This window comes from Morganella sp. TYF_1, assembly GCF_043105645.1.
Lineage (GTDB): Bacteria > Pseudomonadota > Gammaproteobacteria > Enterobacterales > Enterobacteriaceae > Morganella > Morganella morganii_B.
On sequence record NZ_JBICLU010000015.1, the window covers coordinates 266,864 to 290,543 of the forward strand.

Genomic DNA, 23,680 nt, shown 5'->3' on the forward strand with positions numbered 1-23,680 from the left:
GTATTGTCGGTTATTTTGTGTCATGAAGTGTAAATTTTTACACGAAATTCCCGTAACAGGAAGAATCGCGTTAAAGTGTCATTGGCTTACCATTCATGAAATGAATATAGTATTCATTATCACAGAGTTATCACTCTTATTTTTGTCACGATGTACCGGGTTTAAAGAGGGAAGAGTAATGCAGACAGTAATCAGTTCACGGGTAACCGGTTTAATCGGCGGGCTTGCTTTCGGATTGTTAAGCATCGGCCACGCGTTTGCGGAGGAAACACCGGTTGCACCGCAGGTGGATGCAAAAGCGTATGTGCTGATGGACTACAACAGCGGGAAAATCCTGGCATCCGTGAATGCGGATGAGCGCCTTGACCCGGCGTCACTGACAAAAATCATGAGCAGTTATGTGGTCGGCCAGGCGATTAAAGCCGGGAAAGTGACACCGGATGATATCGTCACCGTCGGTATTAATGCCTGGGCAACCGGTAATCCGGTGCTGAAAGGCTCTTCCCTGATGTTCCTGAAACCGGATGACCGCGTAAAATTAATCGATCTGAACAAAGGGATGGTTATTCAGTCCGGTAATGACGCCAGTATTGCGCTGGCGGAATATGTGGCGGGCAGCCAGGAAACCTTTGTTTCCCAGATGAACAGCTACGCCAAACAGATTGGCCTGACAAATACCCATTTTAAAACGGTTCACGGGCTGGATTCCGAAGGGCAGTACAGTACTGCCAAAGACATGGCACTGCTGACCCAGGCGCTGATCACTGATGTGCCGGATGAATATGTTATCCATAAAGAGAAAGAATTTACTTTCAATAAGATCCGTCAGCCTAACCGTAACCGTCTGCTGTGGAGTACTAATCTCAATGTGGACGGTGTAAAAACCGGTCATACCAGCGGCGCGGGGCATAACCTGGTGGCGTCCGCGACAGACGGCCCGATGCGTCTGATCTCCGTGGTGCTGGGCGCACCGAGTGATCGCGTCCGTTTTGCGGAAAGTGAAAAAATTCTCTCCTGGGGCTTCCGTTTCTTTGAAACTGTGGCACCGGTGAAAGCGGATACTCCGCTGACCACCGAGCGTGTCTGGTTCGGGGATATTTCAGAAGTGCCGCTGGGTGCGGAAAAAGACATTTATGTCACTATCCCGAAAGGCAAACTTAAAGATCTGAAAGCGACCTTTGAGCTGGACAGCACCACACTGGAAGCGCCGCTGGCGAAAAACCAGGTGGTGGGGAAAATCAACTTTATCCTTGATGATAAAGTCGTTGAACAGCGTCCGCTGGTGGTTCAGCAGCAGGTTGAGGAAGCCGGTTTCTTCGGTCGCATCTGGGATTATATTGTCCGCTTCTTTGCCGGACTGTGGCATTCCGTCTTCGGTTAATCACAACAGCCTGCCGGTGAACTGACCGGCAGGTTTTCTCTCCGCTTACCGGGCAAATCCGGTATCACATTCAGACAGCGCTTCTGAAATCACACCTCCATTCTTACTGCTGCCATTGTTGTATGTCATTTCAGTAACCCGCGAAGGTATTTTCCCGCGGGATTTAATCTGAATTAAGGAAGAAAAACACGGAATGCACCATGTCGTGAGACTATTTTTTATCAGGCCGGTAATAATAGACAGGCAGATAAAAATGGGCGGTAACAACAGGAGATACGATGATTCGTTTATGTCCGGTCAGTAAAGATAACTGGGAAGCGTGTGTGGATCTGGAAGTCCGGGAGGATCAGGAGGATTTTGTGGCCTCCAATGTGTATTCCCTGGCACAGCTTCAGTTTGTCAATAATTTCAGTGCCGATGTGATTTATGACGATGAAATCATGATCGGTTTTGCCATGTACGGCATTGATGATGATGACGGTATGTTCTGGATCTGGCGCTTTATGCTGGATGCAAAATTTCAGGGCAAAGGGCTGGGTAAAGCCGCATTTTCTGCGTTGCTGGAAAAAATCACCGCGATGAATAACACCCGGGAGCAGCCGCTGCCCTGGTTGCGGTTGAGTTATGACCCGGAAAATGAATTCGCAAAACACTTTTATCAGCGTTTCGGCTTTAAGGTGGTGCAGATGATGGATTTCGGGGAGGAAATGGCGCAAATACCACTATCATCATAAGGTTATTCCCCCTTCAGGCGGCAATTTATCATGCTGTCTGCTGAATTACCCTGTTGAAATCCGTATAAGATCCGATATTAGATCCTGATATCGGATTTTTTTATAAAAAAGGACCGGTATTTTTACACACCGGTCAATAAAGGATTAAAGATATGGGGACAATTGTGTTTATCGCGCTGGTCATTGCCGTGGCCGGAATTGTGTGGATCCGGCGGGTATATCTCCGGATAAACCGGCTTCAGGCTCCGATCACCGAAGCTTATGCGGCGATTGACGGCATGCTGCATCAGCGGGCGGAGAAGATCGGTCAGCTGGTGGATATGACGGAAAAAGCAGGTATTCAGGATGCAACGCTGTTTTATTCCCGGCAGGATGCGTATCCGCGCTATACAGGGGCGGCGACACTGGATGAGAGTGTCAGTGCCGCAAATGATATCAGCAGTGCTTTTTATCATATTATGACGCTGACGGAGACATTCCCGGTGCTGATTGCGGATCCGCAGTTTGTCCGTATTCAGCTGGGGATCTGTGATATTGAGGATGCCCTGAATCCGGGCATCCGCGCCTTTAATGAGGCGGTACTTCAGTACAATATTGCGGTTCAGCATTATCCGGACACCCTGGTGGCCGGGCTGTTCGGGTTCGGACCCAAAACACTTCTGCTGATGTCCTGATATGAAAAACCCCCGCAATCTGCATTGCGGGGGTTTTTGCAGTTATGAAACGGAAACTAATCAGTCACACGGGATTACTTTGATTGCCAGGCCGCCCTGTGAGGTTTCGCGGTATTTGGCATTCATATCTTTACCGGTTTCATACATGGTTTCGATCACTTTATCGAGGCAAACACGCGGTTCACTGACACGGCGCAGCGCCATACGGGCGGCGTTGACAGACTGAACAGCGGCAATGGCGTTACGCTCGATACACGGTACCTGTACCTGCCCGGCGACCGGGTCACAGGTCAGGCCGAGGTTGTGTTCCATCGCGATTTCCGCCGCGATAAAGACCTGCATCGGGCTGCCGCCCAGCAGTTCGGTCAGACCGGCTGCCGCCATGGAACAGGCAACACCGACTTCACCCTGACAACCCACTTCCGCACCGGAAATAGAGGCGTTCATTTTGTACAGTGAACCAATCACGCTGGACACCAGGAAATAGCGGGTATAGGCGTTCTCATTCACCGGACGGATGAATTTATCGTAATACGACAGCACTGCCGGGATGATCCCGCAGGCACCGTTGGTTGGTGCGGTAACAACACGGCCACCGGCAGCGTTTTCTTCGTTAACGGCGAGGGCAAACATGTTGATCCAGTCAACAACCTGCATCGGGTCTGTGGAGGTGTTATCACTGGTGACCAGCTGACGGCGCAGTGCAGCGGCACGGCGTGGTACACGCAGCGGCCCCGGCAGCAAACCTTCGGTGTTCACACCACGTTCGATACCGGCTTTCATCACATCCCAGACTGCTGCCAGGTGCGCGGAAAGTTCTTCTTTGCTGCGCAGCGCCAGTTCGTTCTGCATCACCAGCGCTGACAGTGACAGCCCGGTTTCGTTACAGTGCTTTTGCAGATCAGCGGCATACTGATACGGATAAGGCACTTTGGTTTCACTGTCCGCAGCCTGGCCAAAATGTTCCTCATCAACGATAAAGCCGCCGCCGACGGAGTAATAGGTTTTCTTGTACAGTAATTCATCACCGGCGAATGCGCTGATGGACATGCCGTTTTCATGCAGCGGCAGGTTTTCTTTATGGAAGTTCATCCCGTTATCGCGCGGGAAATCCACTTCATGGCGTTGGTTTGCCAGCAAAAGGCGTTCACGTTCTTCAACATCCCTGATAAAGCCCGGTATCGCGTCAATATCAACAGAATCCGGCAGGTTACCCGCAAGACCCATAATGATAGCGATATCTGTCGCGTGACCTTTCCCTGTCAGAGACAGAGAGCCGTACACATCAACCTGAATGCGGGTGGTTTTTTCCAGCAGTCCGGCCGCGATAAGATCATCAGCGAACTGTTTACCTGCTTTCATCGGACCGACCGTGTGAGAACTCGACGGACCAATACCAATTTTGAAGATGTCAAATACACTGACCATATTGCTCGCCCCCTATGTTAAGGCGTGGATTAATAGTGTCGTGAAGATTCACGAAGCCGTTACTTTTCAGTTCCGGCTGATTATTGTTGTTGCTGTTGCCCGCCGGAGAGGGCAACAGTCATTTATTTATTAACCAAAAAACAGCTGATACAGATTGTAAAACACCGCTGAGATGGCAATGAGACCCATCACAACCACAAACAGATTACTCAGGTGACCGGCATATTTGCGCATCGCAGGCACTTTGCGGATGGCATACATCGGCATGATAAACAGCAGCATAGCGATGATCGGGCCGCCCAGGGTTTCAATCATACCCAGAATGCTCGGGTCTAATGTGGCAACAATCCAGGTGGTGACCAGCATAAACAGGGCAGTCAGTTTATTCAGTTTAGACGGTGCAATGCTTTTGCCCTTGGCGCGTAATGCTTTGTTAACCAGACCGTTAAAGCCTTCACGGGCACCCAGGTAGTGACCCAGGAATGATTTGGTGATAGCAATAAACGCGATGAATGGTGCGATATAGGCAATCATCGGGTTCTGGAAGTGGTTCGCCAGGTAAGAAAGAATGGAGATGTTCTGATCTTTTGCTTCCTGCAGGTTCTGCGGGGAGAGGCTCAGCACGCAGCTGAACACAAAGAACATCACAGTCAGTACCATCATAATATGGGCGTAAGCCAGAATGCGGGAGCATTTTTTCTCCGCATTTTCGCCGTACTCTTCACGCTTGGCGACAGCAAAGGCAGAGATAATCGGGGAATGGTTAAAGGAGAACACCATCACCGGAATCGCCAGCCACAGTGTTATCAGCAGACCATGACCGGTGACACTGGCCGTATTGCTGTTAAAAGTGAGGGTATCGAATACCGCTGTACTCCAGTGCGGGATCAGATACAGCGCCAGTACCATCAGAACCGCCACAAACGGGAACACCAGCACGCTCATTGCTTTGACAATCGCGGCTTCACCGAAACGGACAATACACATAATCCCGATAATCAGTACCAGGGAGAGAATAATGCGCGGCGGAGCCGTCATATGCATCTGGTTAACGATAAAGCTTTCCACGGTGTTGGTGATAGCCACACTGTAGACCAGCAGGATCGGGTAAATCGCAAAGAAATAGAGCAGGGTGATCAGACCACCGGCTCTGGAACCGAAATGCTCTTCCACCACTTCGGTAATATCTTCGCCCGGATTTTTACCGGACAGCACGAAGCGGCACATACCGCGGTGCGCGAAAAAGGTCATCGGGAAGGCCAGCACGGCCATGATGATCAGCGGGATCAGCCCGCCGATACCGGCGTTAATCGGCAGAAACAGTACGCCTGCGCCGATAGCGGTACCGTACAGTCCGAGCATCCAGACGGTATCGGACTTACGCCATTTACGATAATCATTGCTGGTGTCAGTCTTGCTGACCACAACCTGCGGTTGTGTTGTATCCATAGAAGTCTCCAAAATGTACAACAATAACAACAATTAAAATTTTGCACGCTGATCTGTGCATTTATTCGTCTCTGAAATAGGGTCTATGTACGTAACCAGATAAAAAATAAGTAAAGCTAAAAAGTCACCGGCAATTGCTTACCGGTAAAAATAATAAACAGCAGCGACCTGATATCTGTAATGGATAAATAAAGGTCTCTGCAGTCATTCATATTCAAAAGTACCTGAAATTGATAACTCTCTTTCTGATGGTGAAAATATACTGTTTTTCAGTGGAAAACACCGTGATCATAGTCTCAAATGCTATAAATCACAGTAAAACAGGCTCTGTTGCAAAATTTGATAAAATTGTTAATCCGGGTTTACGGAATGGGGCATGCCGAAACAACATATGACGTTAAAAGCCGTTTAATAATGTCGTTATTTTTTATTTTTTATTTAAAAAAATTAATTTATTCATATATTAATAAATATATCCGCTGCGTAATACGATCTTATTTCAGAATATAAGCAGGCTGGTTTTTTCCGGATAAAAACCCTTTTATAAGCAGGGTTTTTATTTTTAGTCAATTGTTTTGAATGAAAAAATAGCGTTTCAACTTCGGCGGTGATAATGCCGCGTATATGACGAAAATCAGACGGTATAAAATATGGCGTTATATAATGAGTATATGGTCTGCGCCGGATGATTAGAATAATTATTTTAATCGCGAATTAAGTAATCTGAGTGATACTGATGACAGATAAAACAGAAATGTTAAATAAATACCAGAATAATATTCTGCGAACAAAAATAGTACTGTCACCAGTGAAAAATGTGGTCTGAAAAAGAACAGCAGTACCGGTGATAATTAAGTCCGGATAAAAAAAATACCGGCGTGCGGGCCGGTATCGCGCCGGTATCAGCAAAACCCGGCAGGTTGCCCGCCGGAGAGGGCAACAGTCATGTATTTATCAGCCAAAAAACAGCTGATACAGATTGTAAAACACGGCTGAGATGGCAATGAGACCAATCACAACCACAAACAGGTTACTCAGGTGACCGGCATATTTACGCATCGCAGGGACTTTGCGGATAGCGTACATCGGCATGATAAACAGCAGCATAGCGATAATCGGGCCGCCCAGAGTTTCAATCATCCCCAAAATGCTCGGGTCTAAGGTGGCAACAATCCAGGATGTTACCAGCATAAACAGCGCAGTCAGTTTATTCAGTTTAGACGGTGCAATGCTTTTACCTCTGGCGCGCAGTGCTTTGTTAACCAGGCCGTTAAAGCCTTCACGGGCACCCATGTAATGACCCAGGAATGCGTTGGTGATAGCAATAAACGCGACTAACGGCGCGATATAGGCAATCATCGGATTATGGAAGTAGTTCGCCAGGTAAGACAGAATAGAGATGTTCTGATCTTTTGCTTCCTGCAGATTCTGCGGGGAGAGGCTCAGTACACAACTGAACACAAAGAACATCACAGTCAGCACCATCATGATGTGGGCGCATGCCAGAATGCGTGAGCATTTTTTCTCTGCGTTATCACCATATTCCTGACGTTTTGCGACACTGAATGCGGAAATAATCGGCGAATGGTTAAAGGAGAACACCATCACCGGAATCGCCAGCCACAGCGTCACCATCAGACCGCGTCCGGTATCACCGGCAGAGTGACTGCTGAAAGAGAGCGTATCAAATATCGCGGTATTCCAGTGCGGGATCAGATACAGCGCCAGTACCATCAGAACCGCCACAAACGGAAATACCAGCACGCTCATTGCTTTGACAATCGCGGCTTCACCGAAGCGGATAATACACATAATCCCGACAATCAGTACCAGTGACAGAATAATGCGCGGCGGAGCCGTCATATGCATCTGGTTAACGATAAAGCTTTCCACGGTGTTGGTGATAGCCACACTGTAGACCAGCAGGATCGGGTAAATCGCAAAGAAATAGAGCAGGGTGATAAGGTTCCCTGCTTTGGCACCGAAATGCTCTTCCACCACTTCAGTTATATCTTCACCCGGATTTTTACCGGATAAGATAAAGCGGCACATACCGCGGTGCGCGAAAAAGGTCATCGGAAAGGCCAGAAGGGCCATAATGATCAGCGGGAGCAGCCCGCCGATACCGGCATTAATCGGCAGAAACAGGATACCGGCACCAATGGCGGTACCGTACAGTCCGAGCATCCAGACGGTATCGGATTTACGCCATTTGCGGTAATCATTACGGGTATCAGTCTGACTGACCACGACCTGTGGTTGTGTTGTTTCCATAGATGTCTCCAAAATTTGCAACAATAACAACGAAAAAATGCACGGTGAGCTGTGCACAAAATGTGTCTCTGAAGCAGGGTCTATGTACGCAACCGGATAAAAATAAGTAAAACGGGAAAATTACCTGTAATTGCTTACCGGTAAAAATAATAAACAGCAGCGGCCTGATATCTGCAACGGATAAATAAAAGCCTCTGCATTAATGCATATTCAAAAGAATCTGAGATTGGTGACTGTCTTTTTGTAGTGAAAATATACTGGTTTTTAGTGAAAAACACTGTGATCTTCATCTCATTTGCTATAAATAACATTAAAACCGGTCTTGTTGCAATATTTAATAAGGTTGTTAATCTGTTTTTGCGGAATGAGGTATGCCGAAACGGCATAGGAGGTCAGATATTCTGCAATAATGTTATTTTTGCCTGTTTTTTATTTAAACAAATTTATTTGTTCAGATGTGAACTAGTATATGCGTTGCACAATATTGCATTATGACAAAACACATTATCACACTAAATAAAACTATTTAATGAGTGTGGTTTTTTATGTTATTTGTTGTTTTTAAACGTAAAATAATTTTTTCGTTGAGTTTGTGGTGATTAAGGGATATGCAGGAAGTCAGGCAGTATGAAACAAGGATTTTTATAATAGACGTACTGTGTATCCGGTATGATTAAAATAATTTTTTTAATCACGAATTAAGTGGTCCGGTGATATTGATGAAGAACAGAACAGAAATGTTAAATAAATACCGAAATAATATTCTGCGAACAAAAATAATGCTGTCAGCAGCGAAAAGTGCGCTTTAAAAAATCGCCGGTAATCGCCGTCATTAAACAGAGATAAAAAAATACCGGCATACGGCCGGTATTTCAGGATTTATTTTTGTACAGGTTACCCCTGCACCCAGCCTTTACGGATAGGCATGGCAAAACAGTACCGGTAGAGCGCCTGCAACCGGTTTTGCAGTGCCGGACCGAACAGGCTCCAGAGCAGCTCTGTCAGTGCACAGGAAATCAGTACCGTGATAAAGGCACCCAGCATATCCACCGGCCAGTGAACGCCGAGAAAAACCCGCGACCAGGCAACAATCAGTGCCGGGATCATCAGCAGCAATCCTGCACGGACATTGCACCAGAACAGGCAGCCCAGTGCGAAGGTAAACACAATAATGCCGTGGTTGCTCGGGAACGAGGCCGTCGGTGCGTGATCAAGGAAGCTGTGGCCGAACGGTTCGGCAAACGGACGGGCATGCGGCCAGAGTATGCCGATAACCCAGGAGGCGGCGAAACCGATCAGCAGCGCAATGGCACTTTTGCAGACAGCGCGGCGCTGACGGGCCATATTCTCAGGCGCTCCCCGCAGCCAGAACCCTGCGGCAGCAACCGGAAACAGCAGAACCAGATATTTTGCCGCAAACGTGGCGGCAGTAATCATGGTATGAGACGTTTCCGGCGTGGCATTGAGCAGGAGAAAAAGCGAATGATTCAGATTTTCCAGCACAGCAGACTCCTTAAAAAACACACCGTATATATCCGGTAATAAAATGACGGGTCAGGGTAGCCGTCTTGTGCATCAAGGTAAAGTAAAAATGTCTTGGTTAATCGTGCTATTACGTAACATTGCAGAAAACTGACAAAATCTGAAATAACAACAGGCGGGATAAACAGCAGGCAATAAAAAACCCGATAGTTAAAACCAAATTGGTGACTATCGGGCTTCCTCAATCTTGGGGATATTCAAAGAAAAGCAGTGGCACTTATTCAGACTGCGCCCCGGTAAGAAAGTTCGAAAAAAGATTCAAAAAAATGAAAATAATTTTTTAATGTTGAAAATCAGTGGGATAGAGAGAGACAAATAAGCCGTTTCCCGGGCGGGAAACGGCCGGATAGCTTAGCTGAACAGGCCGAGATTGGCTTTTGCGTAAGCTTCGAAATCCGTGCAGCCACCGATGTGCTTTTCATCGATAAAAATCTGAGGAACGGTTTCAACCGGTTTGCCGACGGTGACAGATAAATCTTCTTTGCTGATGCCTTCCGCGTGAATATCAATATAGCGATAGTCGAAGTCATCACGTTCATTTTTCAGTTTTTCTGCGAGTTCTTTCGCACGAACGCAATAAGGACAACCCGGACGGCCAAAAATAACGGTATACATGAAAAGCTCCTTCATTCATCAGTAACACCGGAAGCGGTGCTTTAATGGGATAAATTATGCCTGTATCATAGCGGATAGAAAAGAATGTTGTGACGATTTGTGCGGTAGTCCGCACCAATGGTTCAGTGACTACCCGCAGTGCGGACATAAAAACAGAATCACAGGGGATATAATATGACCAGAAAGCAGCCGCGACAAATGCGTTCATTAGGGGATATGCCGCGCCCGGTAATTATCTGCGAGGTTATCGGTGTGATATTACTGGTGCTGGTCTATCTGGCGGTGAATGATTTTATTTCGCTGCCGGGCTTTATGAGCAGCAAAAATGCCCTGATGGTGATGGCGTTTGCCGGCCTGGGATGTCTGGTACCGGCGGCAATCAATATTGTCTGGCGGGCCATCAGCGCCATGCCGTCCGTAGGTATCGACAGTAAAAGCGGGGCAGCCAAAAAGACCAGGCAGAATAAAAATGAAAAAAAGCAATAAAACGTTATTCCCCTTCACGTTTTTCAGCTAAGATCCATTATTGGTCTGCGGGTGACGGTTTTCCCCGCTGTACTTTTGTTTTTCCGGTTAAAAGGCTTCAGGTTCATGATCATTCCCGATCTCACGATATTACGCACATGGCTGGATCAGCTGAAACTCGCCTGTTTTGAGTGTGATTCCTGTCAGGCACTGCATCTGCCGCATATGCAAAATGTGGACGGTGTGTTTGATGCCAAAATTGATATCCTTGACGACATGCTGGTATTTTCGGCGCTGGCGGAAGTCCGCCCGACGGCGATTGTCCCGCTGATTGCCAACCTGAGTCAGATCAACGCCAGTTCGCTGCTGGTCAAAACCTTTATGGATATTCAGGATTCCGCCATGCCGAAGCTGGTGGTCTGCTACTCACTGCCGCTCAGTGCCGGGCTGACATTTGAGCAGTTCTCACTCGCCCTGCAACTGATGGAAGAGCAGGTCGGCGCAGTGATTTTTGAGCTGTTCAGTAACAATATGCTGTTTGATCCGAATGATGCGGAACCGGAAGATGAAGAAAACTTCCGCACTGATTCCGTTCCTTCTCCGGTGATCCACTGATTATCCGCACCACTTTCGATATCCGGGACACCATCATGCATTGCCCTCAGTATTCCGCCGGCCGCTGCCGCTCCTGTCAGTGGCTTGAAAAACCCTATATTCAGCAGATTGATGATAAAGAGCAGGATCTCCGCGCACTGCTCTCGCCGTTTGCCGTAAAAAATTGGCTGCCGCCGGTCCGCAGCGCGGAAACCGCGTTCAGAAATAAAGCCAAGATGGTCGTCAGCGGCAGTGTGGAGCGCCCTGTGTTCGGGATCGTGACAGATAACGAGCCGGTCGATTTATCGGATTGCCCGCTCTATCCGCCGCATTTTGCCGCAGTGTTTGCCGCGCTGAAACCCTTTATCGCCCGTGCCGGACTGACGCCGTACAATGTGGAACGCCGCCGTGGCGAGCTGAAATTCCTGCTGCTGACCGAAAGCCGCGCCAGCGGTAAAATGATGCTGCGCTTTGTGCTGCGCTCAGAGAAAAAAGTGGCGCAGTTACAGGCCGCGCTGCCGTTTTTACAGGCGCAACTGCCGCAACTATCGGTGATTTCCGCCAATATCCAGCCGGTTGCAATGGCAATTCTGGAAGGGGAGCAGGAAATTATCTTTACCCCGGACGAGGCACTGGAAGAAACCTTCAACGGTATTCCGCTCTATATTCGTCCGCACAGCTTTTTCCAGACCAATCCGGCTGTTGCGGCACAGTTGTATCATACCGCCGGACAATGGGTGCGTGAATTGGGTATCACCCGTTTATGGGATCTGTTTTGCGGTGCGGGCGGATTCGGCCTGCACTGCGCGGATAAATCCACACAACTGACCGGGATTGAGATCAGCCCGGAGGCGATTGCCTGTGCCACCCGCTCAGCGGAAAAAATGGGGCTGGAGAATGTCACCTTTCAGGCGCTGGATTCCGCGCAGTTTGCCCTCGCCAAATCCGCTGTGCCGGAACTGGTGCTGGTGAACCCGCCGCGCCGGGGGATCGGGAAAGCGCTGTGTGATTACCTGAATACCATGGCTCCGGAGACGATTATCTATTCCAGCTGCAATGCACAGAGCCTGGCACAGGACCTGGCGCATCTTACACAGTATCAGCCGCAGCGTGTGCAGCTGTTTGATATGTTCCCGCATACTGCACATTATGAAGTGCTGGTGCTGCTGACCAGAAAATAATAATGAGAGAATAAAAAAATGGGGCTGCAATTCACATTGCGGCCCCGTTTTCGTATGAGCGGATCAGTTACGGTGTTCGAATGCCAGCGCGCGGCGTTCAATCAGACGCATCGCGAGCGTCAGCAGGCTGTTGACTGCCAGATAAATAATCCCCGCAGCAATAAAGACGTTCAGATCGTAATCCTGACCAAACAGGCGGCGGCTGTAGCCCATTACTTCAAGCAGTGAAATTGTCGTGGCCAGCGAGGTACTTTTGAAGATCAGCACCACTTCGTTGGAATAGGACGACAATGCACGTTTAAAGGCATAGGGCAGAATAATCCGCATGGTCTGCTTCTGTGACATTCCCAGCGCCTGGCAGGATTGCCACTGACCCGGCGGGATCGCTTTCACCGCGCCGTAGAACAGCAGTGTCGAATAGGCCGCACTGTTGAGCGCCAGTGTCACCATGGCACAGAGCCACGGGGAGGACATCAGTTCCCACAGCAGCGGATAGTTTTTCAGCCCTTCAAACTGTGCAGGCCCGAAATAGATCAGGAAAAACTGGACCAGCAGCGGCGTCCCGGTAAACAGGGTGATATACCCCTTGACCAGCGGTGTCAGAACCCGCGGCTTGAGAGAGAGTACCAGTGTAAACAGCACTGACAGCAGAAACGCCGTGATCAGTGCGGTAAACGTCAGTGACAGACTGACCGGCAGGCCCGGCAATACAGCAAGAATATAATCAAATATGCTCATTGGCCGCTCCGTTCAAAACGTGTGGTACGCAATTCAATACGTTTGAGGATGTACTGACTGACCAGCGTGATGGCGAGATAGATAAGCGCCACAATGCTGTACCAGGTGAAAGGTTCTTCAGTACGGCGGGCAATGCTTTGAGTCTGCAGCATCAGTTCGTTGATACCAATCAGGTACACCAGCGCGGTATCTTTCAGCAGAACCAGCCACTGGTTACCCAGTCCCGGCAGGGCATGCCGCCACATCTGCGGCATGACAAAGCGGAGAAAAATGGTGGTACGGCTCAGACCGAGTGCCTGACCGGCCTCGCGCTGTCCGTCCGGCACCGCTTTCAGCGCACCGCGCAGCGTTTGTGATGCATAGGCGGCATAGAGCAGAGACAGGGCGGTGATCCCGCTGAAGATCGGCACATACGGGCCGTTATCGATCTCAAGCGTCAGGGTGAAGAAACCCAGATTGATACCGTCGCTCAGTTGGAAAATCACTTCCTGCGTGCCGTAATAGACAAACAGAACCACCAGCAGCTCAGGTAAACCACGGATCAGCGTAACAAGACAGGTTCCGGCAAAGGCGACAGGTTTCCAGCGCACGGTTTCCCAGAGGGTAAACAACATCGCCAGCACCAGACCAATCAGGAGTGCAGAAACAGCAAGGCCGACGGTTACCCCGGCGGCGCTTGCTAAAGAGAGAAAATCGTTCATTAAATTTTTATGTTATTACTCAAACCATTTCTTATAGAGGGTATCGTAAGTACCGTCCGCTTTGACCTCACCAAGCGCCTTGTTGAGTTTGTCTTTCAGCTCGCTGTTGCCCTTGCGGACCGCAATAGCCAGACCGGTGCCGAAATATTCCGGATCGGTGACACGCTCACCCACGGTTTTCAGATTGTCGTTGCTCTTCAGCCATTCATTGATAACAGCTGTGTCACCGAATACGGCATCAATACGTCCGCCTTTCAGATCCAGCACCGCGTTTTGGTAGCTTTCATAAGGCACAATTTTCATGTCCTTAAACTGCTCCATCAGGTATTTCTGATGCGTGGTGCCGTTCTGGATACCAATCTGCTTCCCTTTGAGGCTGTCAATGCTATCAAATTTGCCCGCAACTGCAACGAAAACAGCAGAGTTATCATAATAGGTATTGGTGAAATCAACCTGCTTCTGACGCTCAGGTGTCACGTCAATCCCGGCCATCAGCGCGTCAAAACGCTTGTATTTCAGGCTCGGGATCAGGCTGTCAAACGCCTGGTTGGTAAAGGTACATTCCGCATCGATTTTGGCACACATCGCCTGAGCCAGATCCACATCAAACCCGACGATTTCGTTTTTCTCATTCACGGTTTCAAACGGGGCATAACTCGCTTCTGTCGCGAAACGAATTTTTTCTTTTTCTGCCGCCGCTGCGGAGAAAGCAAACGCGCCGATTAATGCGGCAATAACCAGTTTTTTCATAGCAACATCCTATTTTTAATGTTCAGTGGCAGAAAATAATCAGTGTGACAGATAACCGGCAAATGCCTCTGTCTGCGGCGTGATAAAGCATTGGGCGCTGCCCTGTTCCACGATGCGGCCGTTTTCCATATACACCACTTTGCTGGCGGTTTTACGGGCGATATCCACTTCGTGAGTCACGATCACCTGGGTAATCCCGGTTTGTGACAGCTCTTTAATAATATCGACGACCTGAGAGGTAATCTCCGGGTCCAGTGCCGCTGTCGGTTCATCGAATAACAGTACCTGCGGTTCCATCATCAGGGCGCGGGCAATTGCCACACGCTGCTGCTGGCCGCCGGATAAATGCAGCGGGAAACGGTTTGCAAAATCGGTCAGACGCAGACGTGTCAGCAGTTTTTCTGCTTTTGCCTGAGCGGCTTCTCTGGTCAGCCCCAGCACCCGGACCGGCGCTTCTGTCAGGTTATCCATGACGGTCAGATGCGGCCACAGGTTATACTGCTGAAACACCATGCCGACGTTCTGACGCAGGGAACGGATCGCTTTGGCAGACGGCGCGGTGGTAAAATCAAAATGGTGATCCGCAATGGTCAGTTCACCGGAACGCGGCATTTCAAGCAGGTTCAGTGCCCGCAGCAGGGAACTCTTACCGGCACCGCTCGGCCCGAGCAGAACCATGGTTTCGCCTGCACCACATTCCAGGTTGATATCAAACAGCGCCTGATGCTGTCCGTAAAAGCAATTGATGTTTTTTAATTGAATACTCATGCTGTAATTCTGCATACTCAGTGACGTTGAGTGAATATTAACGCCGTGAGAATAAATATGCAATTATTTCTGCATAAAAAACTACTAAAAAAGCAAGCTAATGATTTTTACTGCGTGATTATGTCTTCTCAGATGCCGGGAGGACGTATGCTGCCGCCCGTTTGACGATGGTTTTCGCCATGCCTTTAAAGATGAATAAATGAGCAGGCATCATGGCGAACCAATAGAGCAGCCCGCTGAATCCGGCGGGATGCCACCAGGCGCGGACATCCAGCGTCCGCTGGTGGCCGTGGTCGCGGAGGGTAAAGGTCAGCCGTCCCAGTCCGGGGGCTTTCATACCGAACAGCAGGGAGAGCTGCTGCCGGGGTTTCACGGTGATCACTTTCCAGCCGTCGATTTTATCCCCGGGTTCGAGGGTATCGCGATCAGGGCGGCCGTAAGTGACTTTATTACCGCACAGGTCATCCAGACGGGCGCGGACTGACCACAGAATATTGGCGTAAAAATAGCCGTCTTTGCCGCCAATCTGCTGCACAACATGCCACAGGGCATCGGCGGAGGCAGACGTATTCAGGGTAAAACCAGCCTGTTTGGGATAAAAACCGAAGCCCGGCCGCCAGCGGGCGCGGACTTCCGGGTCATAACCCCAGTCTTCATTATCCACGGCATCCGCTTCATCTTTAAGGGTCTTGCGCACAGCATCATCAAAACTGAGCAGCGTCTGCGGGATCAGCGCCTGAAGCGGCTTTCCGTCGCCGGGCAGATCATATTTCAGACCCATAATCAGCTCTTTGGCAATACCTTCCGGCACCGTGGTGATCAGCCGCAGAAAGTGGACTGAAATCAACCGCAGCGGGATCGGCAGCGGGATCATCAGCCGTTTTTTGCCGCTGATGGTAATAAAGTGGCGGAACATCTCCAGATAACTGAGGTAATCCGGCCCTGTGGCATCAAAACGGCGGTTGTCGTCAGCGGGATGCGCCAGCAGACCGGTCAGGTAATTCAGCAGGTTTTCCAGTGCCACCGGCGAGGATTTTGAGCGCGCCCAGCGCGGCGGGGTCAGGATCGGCAGGTTGTACACCATGTCGCGCATGATCTCGAATGCCGCCGAGCCTGGTCCGACAATAATGGCAGCGCGGATCTCGGTGACCGGTACGCGGCTGTCCGCGAGGATTTCGCCGGTCAGCCTGCGGGCAGCGAGGTGCGGGGAATCGCTGTCTTTGTGCTGCATGGCGCTCAGGTAAATCACTTCCCGCACCGCGGATTTATTCAGCATTTCCTGCACGTTTTCCGCCGCCAGGCGTTCCCGTGCCAGTAAGTCCGCCTCATCCGTCATGCTGTGGACGAGGTAATACACCACATCAATATCCTGAAACAGGGTTTCCAGGGTGGATTTATCATACAGATCCGCATAGCAGCAGCGGGTGTTTTCCCAGCCCTGTGCCTGCATCCACTCCACCCGGCGGGCGGCGGCAGTGACCTGATGACCGGCAGCAATCAGCTGCGGGATAAGATTCTGTCCGACATAACCGCTGGCACCCAGCACTAAAATCCGTTGTTGTGGCATACGTTTTCACTCTTCAGGTAAACAGGGCTATCAGCACCGGGGCAAACAGACTGAGGACAAAGCCGTGCACAATCGCGGCCGGGACAATCGCCACACCGCCGCTGCGCTGCAATACCGGCAGGGTAAAGTCCATCGTGGTGGCACCGCCGAGGCCGAGTGCGGCGGCGCGGTGGCGGTTGATCAGCAGCGGGATCAGCATAATCGCGGCAATCTCCCGCGCCAGGTCGTTAAAGAAGCCGACACTGCCGAGCACCGGGCCGAAAGCGTCTGTCAGCAGAATACCGGACAGCGAATACCAGCCGAAGCCGGAGGAGAGCGCCATCCCGGTTTTAACCGGCAGCCCGGCAATCAGTGCCGCGAGTGCGCCGCCGAGCAGCGAGGTAACCACCACAATCAGCGAGACCAGCATACCACGGCGGTTGATCAGGATCTGGCGCAGCGTCATGCCGCTGTTGCGCAGCTGGATCCCGACGAGAAACAGCAGGAAGATCAGCGCGTATTCACTGGCGGCCCCGGCAAAGGCGAGAAACGACCAGCCGAATAACCCGGTGGCAAAGCCAACCAGCAGCACACCACACAGTTGCAGGGATTCCAGCACCATATGCAGGCGGGAAGGTGGTTTTTGCTGTTTGTGAGCCGGCACCTGCCACGGGTATTTTTTGCCGTATAAAAACAGTCCGGCGAGGTTACAGCCCAGCACCATCACGGAAAAGGTCAGCGTGTACTGCACGATCACCAGCAGATTTGTCCCGAGGTTTTCCACCAGCGCCAGGCTTATCCCCATCAGAAACAGAATCACATACACCATCGCGCTCAGACCGCGGCCGATGATTTTTTTCAGTGCCGTGCTGCTGACCGGGATGAGATAACCCGCAATAAGCGGGGCGAGAATAATTAATAACCCTGAATACATATGTGTCGTTTCCGTAAAATAATACTGCCTTTACTTATGTTGGTGTCAGTCTCTGGTTAAAAAGCAGACGATTATAGCGGCATTCTCACCAGAATTGCTACGTATCCCTCTGTTTTTGTGTTTAGTATAAGTCAAAACCGTTTTTATTTATTACATTGTGATAATACTTTATTGTGATCATTATTGTGACAGTATTGTCATAAAACAGGCGGTATCCGGCAAACAGTGAGGGAACTATGATTCTGGAAAGAGTGGAAATTCTGGGTTTTCGCGGTATTAACCGCCTGTCATTACCACTGACCGGCAATACGGTTCTGATCGGTGAAAACGCCTGGGGGAAATCCAGCCTGCTGGATGCCCTGACGCTGACGCTGTCACCGCAGGCGCTGAATGCGAAATTTGTCCTGAGTGATTTTTATCACGCTGCCGACAGCGACGCCGGGCCTGTCCGCCATCTGCAGATTGTCCTGACATTCCGTGAAACCCGGCCCGGACGCTCCCGCTCCCGCCGTTTCCGTGAACTGGCGCCGCTGTGGCGTACTAACGGGGATGAGTATCTGCGGATCAACTACCGTGTCAGCGCGGATCTGGCGGATGACAACACCATTACCAGTCAGCGCACCTTTCTGGATGAGGCCGGTGAGCCGCTGCTGCCGGCGGAAACCGATAAGTTTATCAGCGAAATTATCCGCCTCTATCCGGTGCTGCGTCTGCGCGATGCCCGCTTTATGCGCGGTCTGAAAAAAAATGTGCCCGATTGTGAGGATGAGGAATATGATCTCCGCACACAAACGGAGACCTTCAATAATCGGATGGCGGATCTGACCCGCGCCCTGGTGAGCAACCCGCAGACACTCTCCAATGATGATTTGCAGGACGGCCTTGAGGCCATGAAACAGCTGCTCAGCCACTACTTTGCCGAGCAGGGGGAGTATCTGCTCGATCGGCGTAAAGCCAAACGGCTGAATATCGAACCGCGTCAGCGGGCGTGGCAGGCGCTGGAAGGGATTAACCGTGTGGTGGCCGGCCCCAATCAGCGTAATGTGCGGCTGATTATCCTCGGCATGTTTGCCGCGCTGCTCCAGTCCAACAGCGGTCTGAAGCTTGACCCCTATGCCCGTCCGATCATTATCGTTGAAGACCCGGAAACCCGCCTGCATCCGATCATGTTGTCGGTGGCGTGGGGTCTGCTCAATCTGTTTTCCTTACAGCGCATTACCACCACCAACTCCGGCGAATTGCTCTCACTGGTTCCGATTCATGATATCTGCCGCCTGGTGCGGGAATCCACCCGTGTTGCCGCTTACCGGCTGGGAGAAAATCATCTGTCGCCGGAAGAGCTGCGGCGTATCTCATTCCATATCCGCTTTAACCGCCCGTCGGCACTGTTTGCCCGTTGCTGGCTGCTGGTGGAGGGAGAGACGGAAATCTGGCTGATGAACGACCTGGCAAAACAGTGCAATTATTACTTTGAGACCGAGGGCATCAAGGTGATTGAGTTTGCCCAGTGCGGTCTTAAACCTTTGTTAAAGTTTGCCAACAAAATGGGTATAGAATGGCATACGCTGGTTGACGGCGACGAAGCCGGTAAGAAATACGCAGCTACCGCCGCACATTTCTCATCGGGGCTCAATGATGTCGAGCAGGACAGACTGACCCGTCTGCCCGCGCCGGATATGGAGCACTTTTTATATCGCGAGGGGTTCAGCCGCCTGTATCACCAGGTCGCGGATATTCCGGAAAATATAAAAATGCCGGCCCGCCGGGTTATAACCAAAGCGATTCACCGCACGTCGAAACCGGATCTGGCGATTGCAATTGCCAACAATGCGGCGAGCCGGGGTGTGGATTCTATCCCGCTGTTGCTGCGCCGGATGTTTTCCCGCGTGGCATGGCTCGCCAGAGGGCGCGCTAACTGAGGAACAAGGTGTTAATGAAAGCAGTTTCAACGAAAAAAATAGTGACCGCCGGCATTCTGATTATTCTGATCGCCGGCGGTTTCTGGTTCTTCACCCGCGAAGACGCGCCGGTCAGTTATATGACAGCGGATGTGCAGCGCGGCACACTCGAAAAGAAAGTGATGGCCACCGGCAAGCTGGATGCGCTGCAGAAGGTGGATGTCGGCGCCCAGGTCAACGGGCAGCTGCAGACCCTGAATGTCAAAGAGGGAGACTTTGTTAAGAAAGGGGATCTGCTGGCGGTGATCGACCCGGTCAAAGCACAGAACGTGGTGATTGAGGCTGAGCAGACGGTCAGTGAAATCAAAGCACGGCTGAAGCAGGCAGAGGCGGAGTATGCCTTTGCACAGGCGACCTATCAGCGGCGGCTGGCACTGGCAAAAACACAGGTTATCTCAAAACAGGATGTGGATGAGGCGCGGCGCAATATGGATGTGCAGCGTGCGGCGATTGACACCTACAAAGCCCAGGTGGCACGTAATCAGGCCACACTCGATACCGCCCGCAATGATTTGCAGTACACCAATATCCGTGCGCCGATGGACGGCGTGGTGACGGAGCTGAAAACCTTACAGGGCCAGACAGTGATTGCCATGCAGCAGGCGCCGACCATCCTTTCCCTGGCGGATCTCGATACCATGCTGGTGAATGCGGAAGTCTCCGAGGCAGATGTGGTGTATCTGAAACCCGGCCAGAAAGCCACGTTCAGCGTGCTGGGCGCGCCGGACAAATCCTTCAGCGGTGTGATCACCGATATCCTGCCGAAACCGCAGAAAATCAATGATGCTATTTTCTATTATGCCCGTTTTGAAGTCCCGAACCCGCAGCATGTGCTGAAACTGGACATGACTGCTCAGGTGACCATTGCACTGGAAAACCGCGAAAATGTGCTGAAAATTCCGCTGGCGGCGCTGGGTAAAGAGATTTCCCCGACCGAATACGAAGTACAGGTGCTGGTGAATGGTCAGCCGGAAACCCGGCAGGTGACACTCGGCACCCGTAATGATGTGGAGGCTGAGGTGACAAAAGGCCTGACAGAGCATGAGAAAGTGGTGACCGGTATTGATGACGGCACAGCAGGATAATTCATGAGCGCATTATTAGAACTGCGGAATATTTACCGCCGCTATCCTTCCGGAGACAGCAGTGTCACGGTGCTGGATGATGTCTCGCTGACTATCCGTGCCGGAGAAATGGTGGCGATTATCGGTCAGTCCGGTTCCGGTAAATCCACACTGATGAATATCCTCGGCTGCCTGGATACGCCGAGTGACGGGCACTATTTTGTTGCCGGGAAAAACACCGCAGAGCTGAGCGGTGATGAACTGGCGGCGTTGCGCCGCGAGCATTTCGGCTTTATTTTTCAGCGTTACCATCTGTTATCTCACCTCAGTGCGGAACAGAATGTGGAAATGCCCGCTATCTATGCCGGACTGAGTGCCCGGGAGCGCCGTGAACGGGCCGCAGCGCTGTTGCAGCGCCTGGGGCTGGGGGAGCGGCTGATTTACCGGCCGGGACAGCTCTCCGGCGGACAGCAGCAGCGTGTCAGTATCGCCCGTGCCCTGATGAACGGCGGGGAAGTGATCCTCGCGGATGAACCGACCGGCGCACTCGACAGCCAGTCGGGCAAAGAGGTGATGGCGATTCTGCGCCAGCTCTGTGACGCAGGGCATACGGTGATTATCGTCACTCATGATCCGTCCATTGCCGCACAGGCGGCGCGGATCATTGAAATCAAAGACGGGCACATCCTCAGCGACAGCGGATCAGTCATTAATCCGCAGGCGAAGGCGCTGGCCGCGAAACCGCCGCTGAAAAGCAGCGCGTTCAGCCGTTTCCTCGGCCGCTTTAATGAAGCGCTGCTGATGGCGTGGCGGGCCATGGTGGTCAACAAGATGCGGACACTGCTCACCATGCTGGGTATTATTATCGGGATTGCCTCCGTGGTGACCATTCTGGTGATCGGGGATGCCGCCAAAGCGCTGGTGCTGTCGGATATCAAATCCATCGGCACCAACACCATTTTTGTCTATCCCGGCAAAGACTTCGGCAGTGATCCGGGACAGGATCAGCAATCCCTGAAACCCGGTGATGTGGATGTGATCCGCCAGCAACCTTACGTCTATGCGGCATCGGCGGAAATTGAGAATGGTGCGCGTCTGCGCAGAGGCAATCTTGACTCCGCAGCCCGTGTCACCGGGATCGGGCCGGACTTTTTCACCGTGTATGACATGCGTTTCGGTGAAGGGCGTGCATTCTCTCCGGAGATGTATGCGCGCCGCTCTCAGGTTGTCATCATCGATATGAATACCAAACGCAAGCTCTTTCCGCATCAGAATAATGTGGTCGGGGAAATGCTGCTGGTGGGCAACATGCCTGCAACGGTGGTCGGTGTGATTGCAGATCGCAAATCCATGTTCGGTAACTCGAAAACCTTACAGGTCTGGATGCCGTACACCACCCTGACCGGGCGGCTGATGCAGCGCAACTATCTGGATATGATCTCCGTGCGTATCCGTGACGGTTACAACACCAAAAATGCGGAAGAGCAGCTGGTGCGGCTGATGACGCTGCGCCACGGCAAAAAAGACACCTTCACCTACAACCTCGACAGCATTGTGAAAACCGTGGATAAAACCACGACCACCATGCAGCTCTTCCTGACCCTGGTGGCGGTGATTTCGCTGGTGGTGGGCGGTATCGGGGTGATGAACATCATGCTGGTCAGTGTGACGGAACGCACCCGTGAAATCGGCATCCGCATGGCAGTCGGTGCGCGGGCAGGGGATGTCATGCAGCAGTTTCTGATTGAGGCGGTGCTGGTGTGTCTGCTGGGCGGGGCTATCGGCCTCGGGCTGTCTTATTCCATTGCCTTTGCCGCCAAAATGGCACTGCCGGACTGGGAGTTTGTCTTCCGCCCGGCGGCAATTATCAGCGCGGTGCTCTGTTCGACGGCGATCGGGATCGTCTTCGGCTTTTTGCCTGCCAGAAATGCGGCTAAACTTGATCCTATTGATGCACTGGCGCGGGAATAGCCGCGCACAGTCTGAAAATACGAATACGTCGCGGAATGACGATTGACATTACCGCGACGATCCGCATAATTTTGTTAAATACCGTGTTACGGCGCTGTGGTGTCGTCATCTTCAGTAACCGGAATAATCACACTGACGTGATGCCCTTTTGGTCCCTGAATGGTGTCATAATTCACTTTCTGACCCGCCTTCAGCGTGCGGTAGCCGTCCATCTGAATCGTCGAATAGTGTACAAAAATATCGTCGCCACCATCCGACGGGCAGATAAACCCGAAACCCTTGGCGTTGTTGAACCACTTAACAGTACCTGTTTCCATACTGTTACAACCCTCATCTGTCAAACGATTGAAAAATGCTGCACAATGCACCATATGATCCATAATACTCAGTAACGAAGTATCAACAACACATGGATATACTAGTTACGTTGTACATTATTTATACTCTATTGAATTAGAGGGCAACGTCAAGCCTTTGTTTACAGCAACACTGTATTGACCTGTAAAGTCTGATACAGATAACGCTGAGTATTGATACGCCTGATCAGGCGTTCGTTTTCTATAACCGGAATAGCAATGAGTCACTATCAATCTGAATCACAAACGGATGTCACACTCAGGGAAAAAGCGCTGCAAAAGATACAGCCACCGTCAATGTACAAGGTGGTTTTGAATAACGACGACTATACCCCTATGGACTTTGTGGTTGAAGTTTTGCAAAAGTTCTTTTCTTATAATGTTGATCGTGCGACGCAGATTATGCTCGACATCCATTATCAGGGAAAAGGGATCTGCGGGGTGTTTACCGCTGAAATCGCTGAAATGAAAACCACACTGGTCAACACGTACGCGAAAGACAACGATCATCCGTTGCTGTGTACACTCGAGAAGGTATAAGAATACACTTTGTTTCT

22 protein-coding genes are annotated in these 23,680 nt (G+C 51.0%); 10 read left to right on the plus strand and 12 right to left on the minus strand.

Annotated features, from left to right (window positions below):
* Positions 1-178 precede the first annotated feature (178 nt).
* The 3 genes from ACF8OF_RS06655 (at position 179) to ACF8OF_RS06665 (ending at position 2,789) form a co-directional block, all read left to right on the plus strand.
* The gene (locus tag ACF8OF_RS06655) at positions 179-1,381 is read left to right on the plus strand and encodes a serine hydrolase (RefSeq protein ID WP_262882387.1); all 1,203 of its coding nucleotides are present in this window, start codon (positions 179-181) and stop codon (positions 1,379-1,381) included.
* A 278-nt stretch (positions 1,382-1,659) separates the two neighbouring features.
* Positions 1,660-2,115, plus strand: a complete 456-nt coding sequence (locus ACF8OF_RS06660) for a GNAT family N-acetyltransferase (protein ID WP_392496100.1) — start codon at positions 1,660-1,662, stop codon at positions 2,113-2,115.
* Positions 2,116-2,267: 152 nt separating this feature from the next.
* Positions 2,268-2,789 (plus strand): LemA family protein, encoded by a 522-nt coding sequence (locus tag ACF8OF_RS06665; RefSeq protein ID WP_392496102.1) that lies wholly within the window; start codon positions 2,268-2,270, stop codon positions 2,787-2,789.
* Positions 2,790-2,849: 60 nt separating this feature from the next.
* Here the strand turns inward: ACF8OF_RS06665 and ACF8OF_RS06670 are convergent, their stop codons facing one another.
* The 5 genes from ACF8OF_RS06670 to ACF8OF_RS06690 form a co-directional block, all read right to left on the minus strand.
* A complete protein-coding gene (locus ACF8OF_RS06670) occupies positions 2,850-4,217 on the minus strand; it encodes an L-serine ammonia-lyase (RefSeq protein WP_025153620.1) in 1,368 nt (455 codons plus the stop codon).
* A gap of 129 nt (positions 4,218-4,346) precedes the next feature.
* Positions 4,347-5,666: an HAAAP family serine/threonine permease gene (locus ACF8OF_RS06675; RefSeq protein ID WP_262861666.1), complete on the minus strand. Its 1,320-nt coding sequence runs from the start codon at positions 5,664-5,666 to the stop codon at positions 4,347-4,349.
* Between the two features lie 954 nt (positions 5,667-6,620).
* Positions 6,621-7,940, minus strand: coding sequence for an HAAAP family serine/threonine permease (locus ACF8OF_RS06680; RefSeq protein ID WP_262862745.1), 1,320 nt, complete (start codon positions 7,938-7,940; stop codon positions 6,621-6,623).
* A gap of 894 nt (positions 7,941-8,834) precedes the next feature.
* Positions 8,835-9,443, minus strand: a complete 609-nt coding sequence (gene ybjG, locus ACF8OF_RS06685; protein ID WP_392496105.1) for an undecaprenyl-diphosphate phosphatase — start codon at positions 9,441-9,443, stop codon at positions 8,835-8,837.
* A gap of 390 nt (positions 9,444-9,833) precedes the next feature.
* Positions 9,834-10,097, minus strand: a complete 264-nt coding sequence (locus ACF8OF_RS06690) for a GrxA family glutaredoxin (protein ID WP_004235784.1) — start codon at positions 10,095-10,097, stop codon at positions 9,834-9,836.
* Positions 10,098-10,271: 174 nt separating this feature from the next.
* On the opposite strand from ACF8OF_RS06690, the gene ACF8OF_RS06695 reads away from it, so the two are divergent.
* The 3 genes from ACF8OF_RS06695 to rlmC all read left to right on the plus strand — a co-directional run bounded on the left by ACF8OF_RS06695 (position 10,272) and on the right by rlmC (position 12,337).
* Positions 10,272-10,583, plus strand: coding sequence for a YbjC family protein (locus ACF8OF_RS06695; protein WP_262860105.1), 312 nt, complete (start codon positions 10,272-10,274; stop codon positions 10,581-10,583).
* Between the two features lie 105 nt (positions 10,584-10,688).
* The gene (locus ACF8OF_RS06700) at positions 10,689-11,177 is read left to right on the plus strand and encodes a YbjN domain-containing protein (protein ID WP_262860104.1); all 489 of its coding nucleotides are present in this window, start codon (positions 10,689-10,691) and stop codon (positions 11,175-11,177) included.
* Between the two features lie 35 nt (positions 11,178-11,212).
* Positions 11,213-12,337 carry a 23S rRNA (uracil(747)-C(5))-methyltransferase RlmC gene (gene rlmC, locus ACF8OF_RS06705; RefSeq protein WP_392496107.1) on the plus strand — a complete coding sequence of 375 codons (1,125 nt, stop codon included), beginning with the start codon at positions 11,213-11,215 and terminating at the stop codon, positions 12,335-12,337.
* 63 nt (positions 12,338-12,400) lie between these two features.
* On the opposite strand, the gene artM is transcribed toward rlmC, so the two are convergent.
* The 6 genes from artM to ACF8OF_RS06735 all read right to left on the minus strand — a co-directional run bounded on the left by artM (position 12,401) and on the right by ACF8OF_RS06735 (position 17,774).
* Complete coding sequence (gene artM, locus ACF8OF_RS06710) at positions 12,401-13,069, minus strand: arginine ABC transporter permease ArtM (RefSeq protein WP_262860108.1); 669 nt, start codon at positions 13,067-13,069, stop codon at positions 12,401-12,403.
* A gap of 2 nt (positions 13,070-13,071) precedes the next feature.
* Positions 13,072-13,776 carry an arginine ABC transporter permease ArtQ gene (artQ, locus tag ACF8OF_RS06715; RefSeq protein ID WP_338857283.1) on the minus strand — a complete coding sequence of 235 codons (705 nt, stop codon included), beginning with the start codon at positions 13,774-13,776 and terminating at the stop codon, positions 13,072-13,074.
* 15 nt (positions 13,777-13,791) lie between these two features.
* A complete protein-coding gene (artJ, locus tag ACF8OF_RS06720; protein WP_004241743.1) occupies positions 13,792-14,526 on the minus strand; it encodes an arginine ABC transporter substrate-binding protein in 735 nt (244 codons plus the stop codon).
* A gap of 39 nt (positions 14,527-14,565) precedes the next feature.
* Positions 14,566-15,294: an arginine ABC transporter ATP-binding protein ArtP gene (gene artP / locus ACF8OF_RS06725; protein ID WP_262860102.1), complete on the minus strand. Its 729-nt coding sequence runs from the start codon at positions 15,292-15,294 to the stop codon at positions 14,566-14,568.
* A gap of 118 nt (positions 15,295-15,412) precedes the next feature.
* Complete coding sequence (locus ACF8OF_RS06730; RefSeq protein ID WP_392496110.1) at positions 15,413-16,861, minus strand: DUF2867 domain-containing protein; 1,449 nt, start codon at positions 16,859-16,861, stop codon at positions 15,413-15,415.
* 13 nt (positions 16,862-16,874) lie between these two features.
* Complete coding sequence (locus ACF8OF_RS06735) at positions 16,875-17,774, minus strand: lysine exporter LysO family protein (protein ID WP_262860100.1); 900 nt, start codon at positions 17,772-17,774, stop codon at positions 16,875-16,877.
* A gap of 236 nt (positions 17,775-18,010) precedes the next feature.
* On the opposite strand from ACF8OF_RS06735, the gene ACF8OF_RS06740 reads away from it, so the two are divergent.
* From ACF8OF_RS06740 to macB, 3 genes are read left to right on the plus strand one after another with little or no spacing between them, the layout of a single operon-like run.
* A complete protein-coding gene (locus ACF8OF_RS06740) occupies positions 18,011-19,693 on the plus strand; it encodes a DUF2813 domain-containing protein (protein ID WP_392496112.1) in 1,683 nt (560 codons plus the stop codon).
* Between the two features lie 14 nt (positions 19,694-19,707).
* Positions 19,708-20,817, plus strand: coding sequence for a macrolide transporter subunit MacA (macA, locus tag ACF8OF_RS06745; RefSeq protein WP_025153635.1), 1,110 nt, complete (start codon positions 19,708-19,710; stop codon positions 20,815-20,817).
* Between the two features lie 3 nt (positions 20,818-20,820).
* Positions 20,821-22,767 (plus strand): macrolide ABC transporter ATP-binding protein/permease MacB, encoded by a 1,947-nt coding sequence (gene macB / locus ACF8OF_RS06750; protein ID WP_392496114.1) that lies wholly within the window; start codon positions 20,821-20,823, stop codon positions 22,765-22,767.
* Between the two features lie 86 nt (positions 22,768-22,853).
* Here the strand turns inward: macB and cspD are convergent, their stop codons facing one another.
* Positions 22,854-23,084: a cold shock domain-containing protein CspD gene (cspD, locus tag ACF8OF_RS06755; RefSeq protein WP_004235798.1), complete on the minus strand. Its 231-nt coding sequence runs from the start codon at positions 23,082-23,084 to the stop codon at positions 22,854-22,856.
* A 258-nt stretch (positions 23,085-23,342) separates the two neighbouring features.
* Here cspD and clpS point away from each other — a divergent pair, with 258 nt between their 5' ends.
* Complete coding sequence (clpS, locus tag ACF8OF_RS06760) at positions 23,343-23,663, plus strand: ATP-dependent Clp protease adapter ClpS (RefSeq protein WP_015422570.1); 321 nt, start codon at positions 23,343-23,345, stop codon at positions 23,661-23,663.
* Positions 23,664-23,680 lie beyond the last annotated feature (17 nt).